This is a genomic window from Chitinophaga terrae (ex Kim and Jung 2007) (assembly GCF_900107795.1).
Classification (GTDB): Bacteria; Bacteroidota; Bacteroidia; order Chitinophagales; family Chitinophagaceae; genus Chitinophaga; species Chitinophaga terrae.
Genome location: NZ_FNRL01000015.1, coordinates 46,481 through 64,824 on the forward strand (window position 1 = coordinate 46,481; position 18,344 = coordinate 64,824).

The 18,344-nt window shown below is 47.4% G+C and carries 7 protein-coding genes; 1 reads left to right on the plus strand and 6 read right to left on the minus strand.

Annotation, left to right across the window (positions count from 1 at the left end; all coding sequences use genetic code 11):
* Positions 1 to 16 precede the first annotated feature (16 nt).
* Positions 17 to 2,068, minus strand: a complete 2,052-nt coding sequence (gene uvrB, locus BLV62_RS16610; protein ID WP_089763095.1) for an excinuclease ABC subunit UvrB — start codon at positions 2,066 to 2,068, stop codon at positions 17 to 19.
* Positions 2,069 to 2,169: 101 nt separating this feature from the next.
* Here uvrB and BLV62_RS16615 point away from each other — a divergent pair, with 101 nt between their 5' ends.
* Complete coding sequence (locus tag BLV62_RS16615) at positions 2,170 to 2,961, plus strand: S1/P1 nuclease (RefSeq protein ID WP_089763096.1); 792 nt, start codon at positions 2,170 to 2,172, stop codon at positions 2,959 to 2,961.
* A gap of 76 nt (positions 2,962 to 3,037) precedes the next feature.
* On the opposite strand, the gene BLV62_RS16620 is transcribed toward BLV62_RS16615, so the two are convergent.
* The 5 genes from BLV62_RS16620 to BLV62_RS16640 all read right to left on the minus strand — a co-directional run bounded on the left by BLV62_RS16620 (position 3,038) and on the right by BLV62_RS16640 (position 18,308).
* Positions 3,038 to 3,961: a PfkB family carbohydrate kinase gene (locus BLV62_RS16620; RefSeq protein ID WP_089763097.1), complete on the minus strand. Its 924-nt coding sequence runs from the start codon at positions 3,959 to 3,961 to the stop codon at positions 3,038 to 3,040.
* A 77-nt stretch (positions 3,962 to 4,038) separates the two neighbouring features.
* On the minus strand, positions 4,039 to 5,454 hold the full coding sequence (locus tag BLV62_RS16625) for an MATE family efflux transporter (protein WP_089763098.1): 1,416 nt from the start codon (positions 5,452 to 5,454) through the stop codon (positions 4,039 to 4,041).
* Between the two features lie 222 nt (positions 5,455 to 5,676).
* Entirely contained in the window at positions 5,677 to 7,737 is a 2,061-nt protein-coding gene (locus BLV62_RS28120) for an OmpA family protein (protein ID WP_168927885.1), read from the minus strand.
* 41 nt (positions 7,738 to 7,778) lie between these two features.
* Positions 7,779 to 8,789, minus strand: a complete 1,011-nt coding sequence (locus BLV62_RS16635; RefSeq protein WP_089763099.1) for a PorP/SprF family type IX secretion system membrane protein — start codon at positions 8,787 to 8,789, stop codon at positions 7,779 to 7,781.
* A gap of 84 nt (positions 8,790 to 8,873) precedes the next feature.
* Positions 8,874 to 18,308 (minus strand): Ig-like domain-containing protein, encoded by a 9,435-nt coding sequence (locus BLV62_RS16640; protein ID WP_139170216.1) that lies wholly within the window; start codon positions 18,306 to 18,308, stop codon positions 8,874 to 8,876.
* Positions 18,309 to 18,344: the final 36 nt, after the last annotated feature.

Genomic DNA, 18,344 nt, shown 5'->3' on the forward strand with positions numbered 1-18,344 from the left:
ATTTAGCCTGGAGAAATTATTGTTTCATTTCGAGCAATTCTCTCTCTAAAGCAAACATCTGGTCCCTTAACCGGGCAGCCTCCATAAAATCCAGATCCCGCGCCGCCTTTTCCATTTCCTTTTTAACCTTGGCAATAGACTTCTCCATCTGCGGGATGGTTTTGGCAGCAGAAGAATTCTTTGCATAACTCATTGCATCCTCCGCTACAAGCTGTACCTCATCCCGGATCGCCATTGGCGAATTCTCGTCGAAGTTCTTGATTTCCAATACCGATGTCTGCCCAAGTATCTGCTCTTTCGTTTTCCTGACAGTTCTCGGGGTAATATTATTGGCTATATTAAATGCCAGTTGCTTTTCCCTGCGCCTGTTGGTTTCATCTATGGTCTTCTGCATACTCTCCGTAATCTTGTCTGCATAGAATATAACCAGGCCGTCCACATTCCGGGCCGCCCTGCCTGCCGTCTGGGTCAATGAACGCTCATCCCTCAGGAAACCTTCCTTATCTGCATCCAGGATAGCTACCAGCGAAACCTCCGGCAAGTCCAGTCCTTCCCTCAACAGGTTTACTCCCACCAATACATCTATATTACCTAAACGCAGGTCCCTGAGTATCTCGATCCTCTCCAGGGTATCTACTTCCGAGTGGATATATCTCGACTTAATATTGATCCTGCTCAGGTATTTATCCATTTCTTCCGCCATTCTCTTAGTCAGCGTGGTTACCAACACCCTGTCGCCCTTCTGAACGCGTTTATCAATTTCGTCCAGCAGGTCATCTACCTGGTTCACACTCGGCCTTATTTCGATCGGCGGCTCCAGCAGGCCTGTTGGCCTTACCACCTGTTCTACAACCACGCCCTCGGTTTTCTTCAGTTCATACTCACCCGGTGTAGCGCTTACAAAAATGGTCTGGTTTAACAGGCTTTCAAATTCATAGAAGTTGAGCGGCCTGTTATCCAGCGCCGAGGGTAAACGGAAGCCGTATTCCACCAGGTTCAGTTTACGGGACCTATCGCCTCCGTACATCGCGCCGATCTGCGGAACAGTCACATGGCTCTCATCTATCACCAGTAAGAAATCTTTCGGGAAATAGTCGAGCAAACAGAATGGTCTTGCGCCGGGCTTACGGCGGTCAAGGAACCTGGAATAGTTCTCAATTCCGCTGCAATACCCCAATTCACGGATCATCTCCAGGTCATAGTTCACCCTTTCAGATAACCTTTGCGCTTCGATCAGTTTCCCATTCGCTTTAAAATAATCTACCTGCGCTTTCAATTCGTCCTGGATCTCATAAATGATCTGTTGCATCATATCTTTTGGCGCCAGGTACATATTGGCAGGGAAAATAGCTGCATTCTCCACTACGGTAATGCGTTTGCTGTTCTGTACATCTATTGTTTCTATCTCTTCAATTTCATCACCAAAGAACGTGATACGGTAACCATAGTCAACATATGGGAGGTTAATATCAACCGTATCTCCCTTCACCCTGAAATTTCCCCTATTAAAATCGCCGGTCGTACGGCTGTAAAGAGAATTAACAAGGCTATGCAACAGAGAGTTCCTGCCAATAGTCTGCCCGCGCTGGATCCTTATAATCCCGTTTTCATATTCCGCGGGGTTACCAATACCATAAATACAGGACACGCTGGCTACCACTATAATATCCCGGCGCCCGGAAAGGAGATTGGAAGTAGCTTTCAAACGGAGCTTATCCAATTCTTCATTAATGGCCAGGTCTTTTTCTATATAGGTATCGCTTACCGGCATATACGCCTCAGGCTGGTAGTAATCATAGTAGGAAACATAGTATTCCACTGCGTTATCCGGGAAAAATTGCCTGAGCTCGCCATATAATTGTGCTACAAGGGTTTTGTTATGGGTCAACACTAAAGTTGGTTTCTGGACCTGCTGTATTACGTTGGCTACAGTAAAGGTTTTTCCAGATCCTGTAACCCCCAGCAATGTTTGAAACGGTTCACCATTCAACACCCCCTCAGTTAATTGTTTGATCGCTCCCGGCTGATCACCAGCCGGAGCATAAGGAGCATGTATATTAAATGACATAAATGAAATCTTTGTTGTGCAGAACACCAAATTTACTAAAGATTCCTTAAGATAAAGTGTTAAAAAAGAACCTTTACTTTTGCCAGATATTTTGAAAACTTATGAGAAAGAAAATCTTTGCCGGGTTGTTGATCGCATTCTTATTCCCGGTTGCCACCTTCGCCTGGGGGCCTAATGGCCACAGAATAGTAGCCGAAATCGCATGGCTTCATTTAACACATAAAGCAAAAAAAGCGGTCGTTAATATTCTCGGGCCTCAAAGCATGGCCATGGTAGCCAACTGGCCTGATTTCATCAAATCAGACACCACTCACAAATACGATCATACCAATCAATGGCATTACCTTGATTTTCCTGCAAACATCGACAGGGCAACCTTCGACCAGCTGTTAAATGCAGCAACAGGGGAGAACCTTTACTCCCAGACACAAGCCATGATCAATAACCTGAAGAACAGGTCACTGCCTAAAGAGCAGCAGGTGTTTTCCCTTACTTTCCTGATCCATATGCTGGGAGATATGCACCAGCCATTGCATGTGGGCCGCGACGAAGATATGGGCGGCAATAAGATCAATGTAACATGGTTTAATACTCCGTCTAACCTCCACAGGGTATGGGACGAACAACTAATTGATTTTCAGCAATTAAGTTATACAGAGTATGTGAAAGCACTGGATATTGCTGATAAAACCGCTATTAAAGATATCCAGAAAGGCAGTATTGCCGACTGGATGTTTGAATCGCATCTGCTTTCAGATAAAGTGTATGCAGGCACAAAACCTGATTCCAAACTGAGTTACCGCTACAACTATGTTTTCGTTAACGACCTGAATCAGCAGCTGCTGAAAGGCGGGTTAAGATTGGCGGCGATTCTGAACAGCATTTATAAATAATAACAGATCCCATCATCAAAAAAGGCTGTGTCGATCCTTAGACACAGCCTTTTCTATGAAGTATATCGAATATAACCTATACCAGGTCGATATCGAAGTTGACCAGTTGAACAAATTGCTCGATACGTGCAGCAATTTCGCCTTTGCTAACTTCGCGGATCCGTTCAGTGCCAAACTTCTCCACACAGAAAGAAGCCATTGCAGAACCAACGATGATGGCGGTTTTCATGTTCTCAAAAGAAATGTCCTTCGTTTTGGCCAGGTGACCGATAAAGCCGCCTGCGAAGGTATCGCCAGCCCCGGTCGGATCATATACTTCGTCCAGCGGCATAGCAGGAGCAAAGAATACGTGGTTTTCGAAGAATAACAAGGCTCCGTGTTCTCCTTTCTTAATGATCAGGTATTTCGGACCCATTTCCAGGATCTTGCGGGCAGCTTTTACCAGTGAATATTCACCGCTCAGTTGCCTGGCTTCCCCGTCGTTGACCATCAGCACATCCACCCGTTTCAGGACTTTCAGCAGATCGTCCAGCGCTACTTCCATCCAGAAGTTCATGGTATCCATAACGATCAAACGAGGTCTTTCCTTCATTTGATCCAGTACGCTCATTTGTACCTGGGGCGTCAGGTTGCCCAGGATCAGGAATTCGCTGCCCTGGTAGGACTCAGGGATGACTGGCTTGAAATCAGCCAGTACGTTAAGTTCTGTGGCCAGGGAATCCCGGGTGTTCATATCCATATGGTACTTGCCGGACCAATAGAATGATTTTTCACCTTTTTTTACCTGCACTCCGTCTAATGCTACTCCTTTTGCAGTTAAGGCATCCAGTTCGGCTTTAGGAAAATCTTCGCCTATCACAGAAACCTGGTTAATTGGCTGAACGAAATTAGAAGCCGCCCAGGCAATATAGGTAGCTGATCCTCCAATGATTTTTCCTGATTTACCAAAAGGCGTTTCGATCTCGTCGAATGCCATAGTGCCAACGACAGTGAGTGACATACTATTTAATATGATTTAATTAAGTTAAAGTTTAATGCAAAACCTCGCAAAGGTAATATAAAATAGTAAGCGGCAGGTTAAATCTTCACCTGCTTCCAGGTTCCCCTCCGGAAAAGGAGAATAGCCACCAAAGCAGATGTGGACTCGGATATGGCTATTCCTATAAAAACGCCTTGGGGTCCTAATTTACAGACTTCGGCCAGGAACCAGGACAAAGGCATCTGCCAAAGCCAGGAAACAACCAGGTTGATTAACAGGGGCGTTTTCGTATCGCCAGCCCCGTTAAAAGACTGGATCATCACCATTCCATAGGCATAGAACAGGTAACCGGTACTTACATAGCGCAGGCACTGCACTCCGTATGCGATCACCACCTCCTGATCAGTAAACCAACTGAGTATGAGCGGAGCGCCTATCCAAAACAGGATAGCCATGATCCCCAGGAATATCATATTATAAAAAGCAGTCTTCCAGCCCGATGCCTCCGCCCGCTCAGGCCGGCCTGCGCCCAGGTTCTGGCCTACCAGTGCAGACGCTGCATTTGCCATTCCCCAAGCCGGCAACAACGTGAATATAAGCACCCTGATAGCGATGGTATAGCCGGCAACGGCGTCGGGACCGAAATTCGCTATAATGCGCACCATGAATATCCAGCTGGCGGTAGCTATCAACATCTGCCCTGTAGCTCCCGCAGCCATCTGCAGAATGGAAACTATCACCTTGCCTGCCAGGGCCAGGTCTTCTTTGGTGATCCTGATCAGGTCGTGGCCTTTGGTAAGATGATATAACTGGAAAACCACCCCGGCGCCACGGCCAATGAAAGTGGCAATAGCAGCCCCTTTTAAACCATAAGCCGGAATAACTCCCCATCCATTTATTAATATGGGGCATAAAACTATATTCAATCCATTAGCCAACCAAAGTGACTTCATGGCCAGCGCCGCATCTCCGGCTCCCCTGAATATGCCATTAATCGAGAACAGGAGGATGATAACAACACTGCTGTTCAGCAATGTTTTCGTATATACGTCGCCGTATTCGACTATCTGCTCCGACGCTCCCATTAATAATAAAAGGTCTTTTGAAAAGAACAACCCGGTCAATGTCACAACACCGGCCAAAGCCAGGCCTATATATAATGATTGCACGGCTGCCCTGGCTGCTTCTCTCTGATTTTTTTCACCAATCCTTCTTGCGATAATAGCGGTAGCGGCCACTCCAAGGCCCATTGCCACTGTGTATACAACATTCAGGATCGATTCGGTGAGGCCAACAGCGGTAACCGCTTCTACGCCAAGGTGGCTCACAAAATAAATATCTACTACTGCAAACAACGATTCCATGAGCATCTCAAGGATCATCGGCACTGCTAATAAAAATATGGCTCTGTTAATGCTTCCTGTGGTAAATTCTTTCTCGCTACCTGTAACCGCGGTTTTGAATAAACGAAATAACGCTACAAGGCCTGTCTGGCCTGCTTTTGTACGTGGCATGTCATCAATTTAATGAAGTAATAAAAAAATAGAACGGGAGGGGTACAAACCGGAAGTACCGGTTCTATTTTACATTTTCATATAGCGAGCGTTTTTGAAGTATGGAACAAAGGTAAATATTCACGCAAAGGGGCACCCCTTTGCGTGAAAAAAGTGAGGCTGGTCAGGACGACCAGCCTCTTTTTGGAGAACGCAGGATATGGATTGCAGTCTGTTCATTTATTACTGACTGCTATTAGTATCATATTCGTTTTTCACTTCCACTTGTCTTTTCAACACCTTAAACTCTGTGCGACGGTTTAGCTGACGGCCTTCAGGATTGTCTTTTCCGTTAGGCAGAGAGTTTGGTGCGATAGGCCTTGATTTGCCATAACCTTTTGCAATCAGTCGGGTTGGTGAAATACCTCTGCTAATGAGGTAATCAACACATGACTGAGCACGGGCCTGTGAAAGTTTCTCATTGTATTTAACAGATCCGACACTGTCTGTATGCGCACTCATTTCGATAGTGAGCTTAGGGTTGTCGTTCAGGATATCTACTACTGTATCCAATACAACCTTAGATTCTTCCCTAAGTGTTGCCTTGTTGAAATCGTAGTAGATATTGTTCAGAACAATCGGTTTTTCCACTTCATAGTGTTTCAGACAAAGTGTTGGATTATCCAGAGAATCTATTCTCAGGAGGGTATCTGTTCTGACATACAATGCTTTGGTGAAATAGTTATCTTTTTCTGCAACGATCTTGTAATAGCGTTGGGGATCTGCTTCAAAAGTATACCTGCCGTTAGGGCCCAGCGTTACTTTGCTGATGGTTTTCCTTCTTACAGTGTCCAGTAGGGTTACAGTTGCGCCCTGCAGCGGTTGTTGCGTATCGCAATCAATGATCAGACCGCTGATCACTTTTTTAATACGTTTTATACCGAAAACTTCCAGGCAGCAGATCGACTCCCTGTCGGAGCTGATAAACCCTGCCGCAAACGGATGTGCTTTATCCAGCGCTGTATAGTAGATATCGTCTTTAGGCGAGTTAAGCGGTTTACCCATATTCACCGGTTGGCTCCAGGTGCCGAAATCGCCTTCACTGGAGAAGAAGTCGAGTCCTCCGTAGCCTACGCGGCCATCGGTGCTGAATACCAGTACATTCTTTTCTGAGTCGTAGAATGGGGCCTGTTCATCATCTTTTGTATTGATGGCGGTACCCATGTTACGTGCGCTGCCAGGTACGCCATTGGTCATAATACAATACCACAGGTCATATTTTCCCATACCTCCCGGCCTGTTGGAGGCAAAGAGCAGGTATTTTCCATCAGTTGTAATAAAAGGCTGCATCGAATTATAACCGGCTACGTTTACATTTTCGCCCAGCGGCTTGGGTTCAGACCATGCGCCGTTTTGAAGTAAGCTTATACAGATGGAGGTTTGTTTGACGCCATCTTTGATAAACCAGCGGGTTAAATACATGGTATTGCCGTCTGGCGACAGGGTAGAAACACCCTGGTCAAATCCTTTTGCGGTTGGTATGCTTATTTTTTTACTATTGTCGAAAGTATTTTCGCTTCCTGTTGCTGTGAAAAGATTATTCACATAAGGGGTACCTTTTTTATTAGGCTTGGCGTTTGGCTTTTGCTTGGTTGCAGGATTCGGAAGTGGCGGATTATCCGGCCGGGAAGAAGTGAACATGAGGGTTCCGGGATCTATGACCACTGGCGCGTAATTGGCGCCTCCTTCGTTTACATTACCGGCAGTTTTTTCCAGCGTATAACGTGGCAGCTTTGTTTCTTCAGACAATGCAAATTCGCAGGTTGCTATTTCCAGGGAGGTTCTTGCTACCAGGTCGTCGGTGCCGGTATAACTTTGTTTGAATTTTTTGAATTCATCAAGCGCCTGTTGGTATTTCCCATTATATCTCAGGCAGGTTGCATACCAGAAGCGGGCCTGCGGATATGCGGGGTTGTTAAATCCCACCAGTTGAGCATACCATGTTTCAGCATTTCCGTAGTCGTAAAACCGACGGTAGGATTCTGCCAACCGGGCAACTACATCCTGGTAATCCTTTAGTTTGCCAGTAGGGGCCGGGGCGCCGGCAAGCGTATAGGGGAGTATCTGCTCTGGTTTGATTTTGAATGTTCCAAGCGCCTTATTATAATATTGGGCGGCAGAATAGTAATCGTGGGAATTGTAGTATACGTCGGCAGTATGTTTATAATCATAAACATACTGTGCCTGAGCAGCACTAAACATTCCCATAAGAACCACCAGTAAACAGTGTTTTATTTTTTTCATGAGGGTTCCATTTCTTTTTCTGTAGATATTTTTCATGCAGACTATAATCTTGGACAAATAAAGTATTCTTCATTCAACAGTCTCTTCCTCCTGCTGATGAAGGAGAGGGATACTTCAAAAGCCTGGCTTCCATTTACGAGGCTTTTCATACCGGAGGTATTAGCATCGTAGCTCAGGCCGAGAACAAAATTTTTGAAATGGAAACCGGCGAATGGGATCACTGCGTCATTGAACCTGAAATTAGCTCCGAGCAGGAAATCGAATTCCGGGTTTACAATTAATGAGGCGTAGATACCTGCCACTGTTTCTTCTGCATTTCCCTGGCGCATGTATAGGGCGGTAGGCGTCAGACTCACTCTGCCTTCACCGATTTTGATCTTGGTACCTCCATGAACCAACCAGCGAACAGGCAAACGTCTGTCGCTGCCTTCTGCTGCAAACGGATCTCTTGGAGAAGTAAGGTGTTGTGCGGCAAACCCAACGAAAGGATTCAGGGTATGATTGGGGTTACCGTCGAAGAACACAGTTCCTGCGCCGGCGTCAAACTGTGTTGAATTGGTTTTACTCAGGTTTTCGCCATTGTATAAAGAAGGGTCGAAACCTCCTACGGGAGTCCACATATTACCTGTCTGGAACTTTGCAGGATCCAGGCGGCGGTTGATCAGACCGGCGTTGATACCAAATACCAGCTGGCTGGTTTTGGCACGGCCGAACTTCACACCCGTATAGGATACGCTGGCCAGGGCAGTAAAAAAGTTATAGCCTGCATCACCTGCAGACATGTTCATAACATTTAAACCGACCCCGATATTTTTATCTGTTGCTCCATCAATGGATACCCCGGCAGTTGAGAAGGGTTTGCCATAATTGGCCCATTGATTACGATAATCCCCGGTTATACGGTAATCGCCGTCGATTATGCCTGTCAACGCTGGGTTGAGCCACAGTGGATAGGCATAATACTGAGAGAAGTGGGGGTCCACCTGGGCGAAAGCCATCCGGGGCAACAAACTGCTCCACAAAATGAGTGCAACTATAAAAATCCTTTTCATAGGAACATTTTTAACTTGTTCTTTATAAACCGGGATGCGGTGGCATCCCGGTTATTTGATATTTGTTTTTGTTGATCGTGCTTATTATCTCATCAGGGTTACGTTACCTTTCTTCGTAACAACTGTTCCATCCTGCATGGTAGCCTTAACGATATACACATATACACCGACTGGCTGACGTTGGCCGCTCATTGTACCATCCCATCCCTGACGTTGATCTTTGGATGTGAAGACTAACTGACCCCACTGGTTGTAGATCCTGAACTCGAGCTGTGCGATGGATGTACCGTATACATACATGATGTCGTTCATACCATCGCCGTTTGGACTGAACAGGTTCGGAACGAAGATGTTGTTGCCGTTAGGATTGGTAGATTTACCATTTGCAGATGCCAGGGCGCTGTTTTCACAAGCTACCGTGCCTATTGCCCTTACCTGGATGCTCACGCTCTGGTTTGGTTGCAGGTTGCTGATAGTATGAGTAGTGCCGTTAGCTCCGGAGCTTGGAGGTATGAACGTTACGCCGTTGTCTACAGACACTTCATAACGTTGTGCACCTGTTACTGCATTCCAACGGAAGGTTACTGCTGTTGCCGTAGCATTGTCAACTGTAACGGTTGGAGCAGGCAGCGGTTCTGCCATTGTTACGTCTACCGCTTTCCTTGTGGCACTTACACATCCGCCGGCTGTAAAGGCTTCTACGTAGTAAGTAGTTGCTGTATTCAGCGGTTGGGTAGTGTATGAAGTACCGGTGAATAATGGTGTACCTCCATTTGCTACTGAGTACCAGCGGAAGTTAACACCGGCGGTTGTTGACGCCGCAGTTAACGTTGCAGAAGAACCTGGACAGATACTTGTGTTGCCGGTGACAGTCGGGATAGCCGGAGCCGGGATGGCCAGAACGCTAACCGCTGTACGGGTTGGGCTTGGACAAGCATTGTTATTGGTTGCTTCCACATAGAACATCTGGTTCGTATTGATAGCATTTGTCGGATACATTGCACCTGTTGCTACCGGTGTTCCGCCGGTTGGAGTTGTATACCATTTATAAGTCAACGTAGCATCCGGATTCAGTACATTCAGCACTACAGACTGACCAGCGCAGACTTCAGGACTTGCATCCGCTACAGCCGGAGCTGCAGGTGAAGGATTCACTGTTACTTTAACAGGTGTTCTGCTTGCACTGATACATCCGCCGCTTGTTGCTGCTTCTGCATAGTATGTTACTGTTGATGTTGGTGATACTGTAAAGTCTGCACCTGTGAATACAGCTGTACCTCCTGTTGGAACTGTGTACCATCTGTAGATCACGTTATTGCTTCTGTTCTTGATCTGCAGGACGCCAGACTGACCAGCGCATACTGTTATCGGATCAACCAATGGCGCATTGATGTCGTTCACCACTGTTGCGGTCAATCCTTTGCGTACGCTGCTGCAACCGAAGCTGTTAAGCGCTTCCAGGTAGATGGTTGTTGTTGCAGCCAATGGAGCTGTTGTATATGCAGTACCTGTTGCCAGCAATGTGCCGCCGCTTGGAGCATCATACCAACGATAGGTAGTTGAAGCACCCGGATTGGTTACGGTGAAGGTTACTGTTCCACCGATGCAGGTTGTTTCGTTGTCTGACGCCACAGTTGGAACCGGAGGCGCAGGATCTACTGAAACATTCACTGCAGTTCTTGTTGAGCTTGCGCAGCCGCTGCCCAGGTTAGCCTGTACATAGTAGGTTGTATTAGCTGTTACTACCTGTACGCTGTATACAGCACCGGTGAACAACAATGAACCACCTTGCGGAGCATCATACCATTGATAGGTAATGCCTGGCTTAACTGTTTTAACTGCTACGGTTACTCCTGTGCCTGCGCATGTTTTCAGGCTTGTAGCCACAACATCTGGCGCATCTGGGGCAGGTACCACTGTTACGGAAGCTTTAACCCTCGCTGACGGACTACCACAGGATCCTGCATCGCCAACCGCTTCTACATAGTAGTCGGTGCTTGTTGTCAGCTTATCGGTGGTGTAAACCGGACCTGTAAATACAGGGGTTCCGCCGCTGGCCTGAGTATACCATTTATAAGTTACGCCGTTGGTTGCTGAAGTAACTCTTAATGTTGCTGTACTGCCTGTACATACTGTCAGAGCGTTGGATTCCAATACCGGAGTAGGCGCCTGACCTACACCAACGGTAATCTTAGCTCTCTGATTGCTGCTGCAGGCTCCGTTGCTGGCTTCTGCATAGAAATCAGTTGTTTTATCCAGTGCACCGGTAGTGAAGCTGCTTCCTGTGAACAGGAGTTTGCCACCTGTCAGCGCATCGTACCAGCGATAAGTAACTCCGGCTACCGGATTCTTAATACTCAGCGTTACGCTGCCACCCTGACAAACTGTGAGTGAAGAAGCGGCTATTTCAGGAACAGCAGGGATGCTGTTAGCTCTGATCGTAGCGCTTGTTCTGGTTGCGCTTGGGCAGCTGCCATTCACTGAAGCCTGTACATAGTAAGTAACTGTGCTGTCTATGGATGCGATGTTAAACACCTCGCCTTCAAATACCAGTGTACCGTTGGTTGGAGCGTCGTACCATTGATAGGTAGTGCCGGGAACCGGACTCTTGATCGCCAGTGTAGCACTTTGACCCACACAACCCTGTACAGTGCTGCTCACAAGAACAGGAGCCGCAGGAACCGGTACCGCTGTTACATTCACTTTCACTCTTTCAGATGGTTTACCGCACTTAGAGGTATCGCCAATTGCTTCTACGTAGTATGCAGTGTTGGTAGTGATCGGACCAGCTGTAAAGATTGGTCCTGTAAATACTGCAGTTCCGCCGGTTGCAGTAGTATACCATTTGTATGTGATATTAGTTGTTGATGATGTTACTTTCAGGATTGCGGAACCACCCTGGCAAACTGTAACATCTGTTGATTCTACTATTGGTTTCGGAGCTACGCCAACGCCTATTGACACTTTGGTACGTGTTGCGCTTGTGCAGCTGCCAACGGATGCTTCAGCGTAGAAGTCTGTTGACTGTGTCAGGCCTCTTACCACATATACCGGACCGGTGAAGATTGCAGTACCACCAGTTGCTGTGTTATACCATTTATAGGTTACACCGTTTTCTGCATTCTGGATAGAAAGCGTTGCAGTGTCGCCTGCACAGATACTGATAGAAGATGCAGCGATAACCGGAGTATTCACTTCTCGAACATTCACTGTTACCACTTTCGCATTGGCTGCGCTGTTAGCGCATTTGTTAGCGCCTTCTACTGTTACGTAGTAAGAGGTGGTTGCAGTCAGTTGATCGGTAGTGTAAGTAGCACCGGTGAACAGCAATGTGCTCAGGGTTGCATCTTTATACCACTTGAATACAGGGTTGGTAACTGTTGTTGAAGTAGCTGTCAGTTTCACGGTAGTATTCAGGCAGATAGTTGTATCAGCTACATTGATATCTGCTGCCACTGCGTTGCTGTTTACAGTTACTTTCACTGCTTTCAGGTTACCGGCCTGGTTTTCACATCTTCCGTTGTTGCTTACGCTCACGTAGTAAGTGTAGGCGCCAGGCGTTAATCCAGTGATGGTCAGTACGCCCTTGCTATCCACACCGGCAGTAATTGGTCCTGTCTTATCCGGATTTGCATACCATTTAAATACAGGGTTCTGAACTGTGGTGCTGGACGGAGTGAGTACCGCATTCTGACCGTTACAGATAACCTGGTCATTGGCTACGATATCCACAGCTGTTGCTGCACTGTCGACGGTCACTACAATCTTCGTACGAGCGCTGTCGTTTGCACAGTTGCTTGCATTCACTGCTTCCACGAAGAAGTTATAGGTTCCGGCAGGCAGATTAGCCGGTGTTGTATAAGTATTGCTGTTAGATGCCAGTTTCGCACCGCCTGTTGCTGCATCATACCAGTTGAATTGTACGCCGGTCACCGGTTGAACGCTCAGGGTCACTGGTGTATTGATACAAGTTTTTACGTCGTTAGCTACCGGAACAGGAGCGGAAGGCAGACCCAGTACAGTTACTGCTACCTGAGCAGAAGCTGCTGAAGTACAATTGTTCCTGCTTGCAGTCACGAAGTAGTTGTAAGTACCGGTACCCAGGGTAGCAGGTGTTACGTATGCAACACTGTCTGCCAGGTGAACGCCTTTACTGTCGTACCAGCTGTACACTATACCTGCAGCAGGGTTCACTACGGCGAGTGTCGCCTGTTTGCCTTTACAGATAGTAGCGCTTCCGTTAACCTGTACTTTCGGCTGTGCGATTGCGCGTTGAGCGTAGTTAAAGTCTACCGCTGTGAGTGCGCCCAGGATACCTGATCTCAGTTTCACTTCAACTCCATCGAATGGTTTGGTTGGAACGAAGGAGAGTATCGCTCTGCGGCTGTTGCTCAGGAGATCCAGGTGTACCAGTGGGTTGGATACCAGCACTGAGTCACCGGCGGTATTTCCATTATAAGTAGTCAGCTGTACGCTTGCCAGCACTGCGGCAGAGAGTATCTGACCTGGGTTAGACAACATTACCTTAACGGTATCACCGGCGGTAGATATACCCTTGAACATTGCGCGTTGGTATACAGATCCGTTGCCTACGCCAAGGTTAATTACCAGTGAAGAGGCTGTGCTGATCTTGTCATCAACTGCAAATTCAGGATTCACTACGCTGCCAATTGTGATTCCGGTTCTGCCATTGATCTCGCTGGTTGCGCCTTCGCAAGGTACAATGGATGGATCGCCATTTATCACAACTACTGTGGCAGGCACTCTGGCTGATTTACATGTTGCGCCGCCTGGCAATACTGCTTCTACATAGTATACAGTTCTGCCCAATGCTGTTGCTTTAGGAGTTGTGAATGTTGATCCGGTGAACAATATATTAGTGCTTGTGTCGCTTGCATACCAGTTGAATTCAGCATTTGCTACTGCTGCTGATGCCCTGAACAGGCCTTGCTGACCTATTACTATAGTATCCACTGACGGATCTACAGTAGGCGGAGCCAGTGCTGCTGCAGTATTCACAGTAACTGCAGTTCTGGTTGCAGACACAGTATGACAACTGTCGTTGATCGCTTCAACATAATAAGTGGCTTTAGCTGTAACGTTCACCACTTTGTAAGTGAAGCCGCTGTCGGTATTCAGTTTAGTACCACCGCTGGCTACATTGTACCAGGCGTAAGAGTAGCCTCTTACAGGGTTGGCCACTGCCAGTACAGCGTCGCTGCCGCTACATACTTCTACATTGGTTGCCAGTACAGCCGGAGCTACAGGAGCTGCTGTTACTTTAACATCCACTCTTGTGCGGCTTGAGCTTGCACAATTGTTTCTGAATGCTTCCACATAGAAGGCAGTATCCTTAGTCAGGTTACCGGTAGTGAAGGAGCTTCCGTCTTTACCTGTCAGGTAAACTCCCTGGCTGTTATACCAGCGATAAGTGATACCGGTTACCGGATCCTGAACGTTCAGGGTTGCTGTACCTCCGGCGCAAGCAGTAACATTTGCTGCCTGTACTTTCGGTGCAACGAGGGCACGTTGAGCATAGTTGAAGTCAATTGTTGTCAATGCACCGAGGATGCCAGATTTCAGTTTCACTTCAACCGCATCGAATGGTTTGGTTGGTACAAACTCGATCAATGCCTGTTTCTTGCTGCTCAGTATTACCAGTTTCACCAGCGGGTTGTTAACGCTCACTGAATCGCCTGGTGTGCTGCCGTTGTAAGATGTGATCTGAACGCCACCCAGGAGGGCTGCAGACAGTACCTGGCTTGGGTTAGAGAGCAATACCTTAACTGTGTCGCCTGGTGCAGATACACCTACGAACTTAGCACGTTGCCATACCTGTGCATTCAGCAATCCGGCATCAATTACGAGGGAAGAGGCAGTATTGGCATCGTTATCTACTGATAAACCTTGGTTATAAACACCTCCCAGTACTAATAATCCGCTGCTGCCAACAGATTGTGAAGATGCGCCTTCGCATGGCACAGAGGATGTTGGACGAGTACCATAAACCACTACTACAGGAACCCTGATAGATTTACATGTTGAACCTCCGTTCAGAGATGCTTCTACCCAATAAGTAACTGTACCTGCGGTGTTGCTGGTCGGAGTATAAACCGGACCTGTAAACAGGCTGTCATTACCTGCCTGGCTACCGTACCATTTGAATATTACGTTTGCTGTATTAGAAGTCGCTGTCAGAACAGCCTGAGTACCAATTGCCACTGAATCCGGGTTCGGTGTAACTACCGGTGCACTCAGAGATGGCGCCATTTGTACTGTGAACTGTTGTCTGTCAGATATTGCACCACAGCTGTTCACTGCCGCAACATACAGCACTGTATCCCTGCTCACTGCAGTCAGCCTGAAGGTATAACCACTGTCAGTATTCAGTTTGTTGCCGCCAGTTGGTACGTTATACCAGTTATATGTGAACCTGCGATCTGCATTAGCTACCTGCAGGTCTACGCTGGAACCAGGACATACCTGAACAACTACCGGCGCGCCTGGTACACTTGGAGCTGGCGTTACGTACACGCTCACAGGGATACGATCCGGGTTCGGACAGTTATTAGGTCCACCTACCACAGCTACATAGTAAGTAACCTTACCTGCTGTTTTCAGTGTGTCGGTTGTATAAGTATTCTGAGTGCTTAATACCACGTTGCTTGTAGAATCTGCATACCAGCGAACAGAAGTACCTGCTGCAGGAGTTACAGAAAGCGTCGCTTTGCTGTTGATGCAAACTGTATCCATTGTCGCTTTTACTGTTGGTTTAGCATACAGTACTCTAGCGCTATAGATATCAATTGCATTCAGGAGGTTAAGCACACCTGTCAGACGTACTTCCACTCTGTCGTAAGCCGCAGGAGCTGCAATAGTTGCAGTGAACTGCTGACCGTTCAGTAAGCGGAGAGTCAGGAGCCTAGACAAGGTATCTGATTTAACCAGGGTATTATTGTTATACAGGGAGATCAGCGTTCCACCCAGCAGGCTTACATCAGCCAGGCCAACAGGGGTAGCCAGTTGCAGCTGGATGCTATCGTTGGCTGAACCTGGGTTAGCAAATATCAGGCGTTGATATGCTGATCCACCCAATGCGCCAACAGGAACAGATAACCTTGTGAAGTTAGAGTGGTCGCTGTCGACGTCGTTAGTCGGATTCATTACGCTACACAGGATACATCCGAGGGTTGTACCTGAAGATTGTGCGTTAGCGAAGTTACAGTTAGGATCAGGGTTGAATGGTCCTACTACCTGTACCTGAACCGGAGAACGTTTAGAGTCGCAGGCGCCGGCTACTCGTGCTGCTGCATAGTAAGTATACAGGCCAGGAGTGCTGAACGGTCCTACAACCAGGCTGTCGCCGGTTGCCAGAACGGTGTTGGTGGTCGCATCTGCAAACCAAACGATAGTAGCGCCGGGAACTGGTTGTGCTTTCACAACACCCTGGGTATTAACCTGGATGGTGATCTGACCGGAAACTACAGGAGCAGCTGGTGCAGCGGCAATTTTCACATTTGCAGCTTTCAGGGCGCCGGCAGGGTTTTCACACTGTGTGGCGCTGGATACGCTTACAAAGTATTTGTAGTTGCCAGCAGCCAGACCTGTGATTGTCAGCTTACCGGTAGTGTCTATTGCATAAGTCACCCCGTTTTCAACCATTCCGTTGGTGATCGGAGCTGTTTTGTTATTGTCTTTATACCATTTAAATACCGGTGCTGTAACGCCTGTAGCTGTTGGAGTCAGCACTGCAGGTTCGCTTGAACAAGCAACAGTAGTATCAGCAATATTGATATTGCCTGGCTGGCTGGTTGGATATACGGTTACCACAACAGGGATCCTGTCAGGGTTTGGACATCCGTTAGCGCCTATTGCCTGTACATAATAGCGGAAGTTGCCCGGAGTTTTCAGGGTATCAGTTGTATATGTTGCGTTAGAGCTCAACACAACTGTAGAGGTAGAATCAGCATACCATTTTACACTGGTACCAGCGGCAGGAGTAGCTGTTAATACAGCAGGCTGGCCCTGGCAAACAGTGACATTGGTAGCTGTGATAGCCGGATCCGGAGCAATTGCCCTTACACCATAGATATCAAGAGAATTAAGCAGGTTAGCAACACCTGTCAGTTTCACTTCCACGCGGTCGTAAGCGCCACCTGCAGGAACAGTTGCTGTATAACGGTTACCGCTCAGTAAGCGGAGTGTCAGTAATTGAGAAATAGGATGAGTGCTTACAACAGTGTTACCATTGTAAACAGTGATCAATGCGCCACCCAGAACGCTTACATCAGCCAGGCCGCCTGGGGATGCCAGGTCAAATGTGAGACTGTCGCTTGCCGCACCTGCAGCAGGGAAGATCAGTCGTTGATATACTGAACCGCCTAACAGGCCAACAGGGATATTTAACCTGGTGAAGTTGGTGTTGATAGAATCGACATCGTTTTCCGGATTGGTTACACTACAAAGCACACAACCTAATGTAGTACCAGTTAACTGGCTGTTAGGCATGTTACATTTGATAGGTGACGGACCGGTTACTGTAATAGTAATTGGCAGTCTGTAAGACACGCAACCGCCAGGAAGGCTATCGCCGGCAAAGTAGGTATACACGCCCGGGCTTACGAAAGGCGCCAGGGTAATAGTGTTACCTCTGCCTATCGGAGCCAGGGTTGTATCACTGTACCACAGTACAGTAGTACCTGGAGCTGGCGCCGCGTTCAGCGTCAGTGGTAATCCTGTACTGATGTTATAGTTCTGAACTACAGTTGGAGGAGCAGGAGCGCCGGATACATTCACAGTCACAGCTTTCAGGCTGCCTGCAGGGTTTTCACACCTGTTGGTTCCGGATACGCTTACATAATAAGTATGTGTACCAGTGGTAAGACCTGTGATAGTCAGTCGACCGGTTGTTGTATCAACATTGAATGTAGCTCCGCCGATCACTGCACCATTAGTGATCTTCGTAGTTTTATTTGCGTTAGCATACCAGGTGAATACCGGGTTGGTTACACCATTAGCTACCGGAGTCAGCACTGCAGGAGCGCTTCCACAAGAAGCAGTAGTATCGGCTACTGTGATATCACCAGGCGTACCTAATGGATTTACAGTAACAGTTACTGGTATACGTTCAGGGTTTGGACAGTTGTTAGATCCAATCACCTGGAGGTAGTATTTAACTGTACCTGCTGTTTTCAGGGTATCGGTTACATATGTATTCTGATTGCTTAATGCAACACCGCCTGTAGAATCTTTAAACCATTGTAAAGTAGTTCCGGCGGCTGGTGTAGCGCTCAGGGTTGCAGGAAGGTTCTGACAAACTGTTTGGCTGCTGGCCGCAACAGTTGGATTTGCACTTACTGCGCGTACGCCATAAATATTCAGGGAAGTTAACAGGTTAGCTACGCCGGTGAGTTTAATCTCTACGCGATCGTATACACCGCCTGTTGGTACAGTAGCTACGAACCTGTTACCGCCCAGCAACCTGAGGGTCAGCAGGCTGGATAAGGTTGTAGTTTTCACTACTGTATTGTCATTATAAACTGTTACGGCTATTCC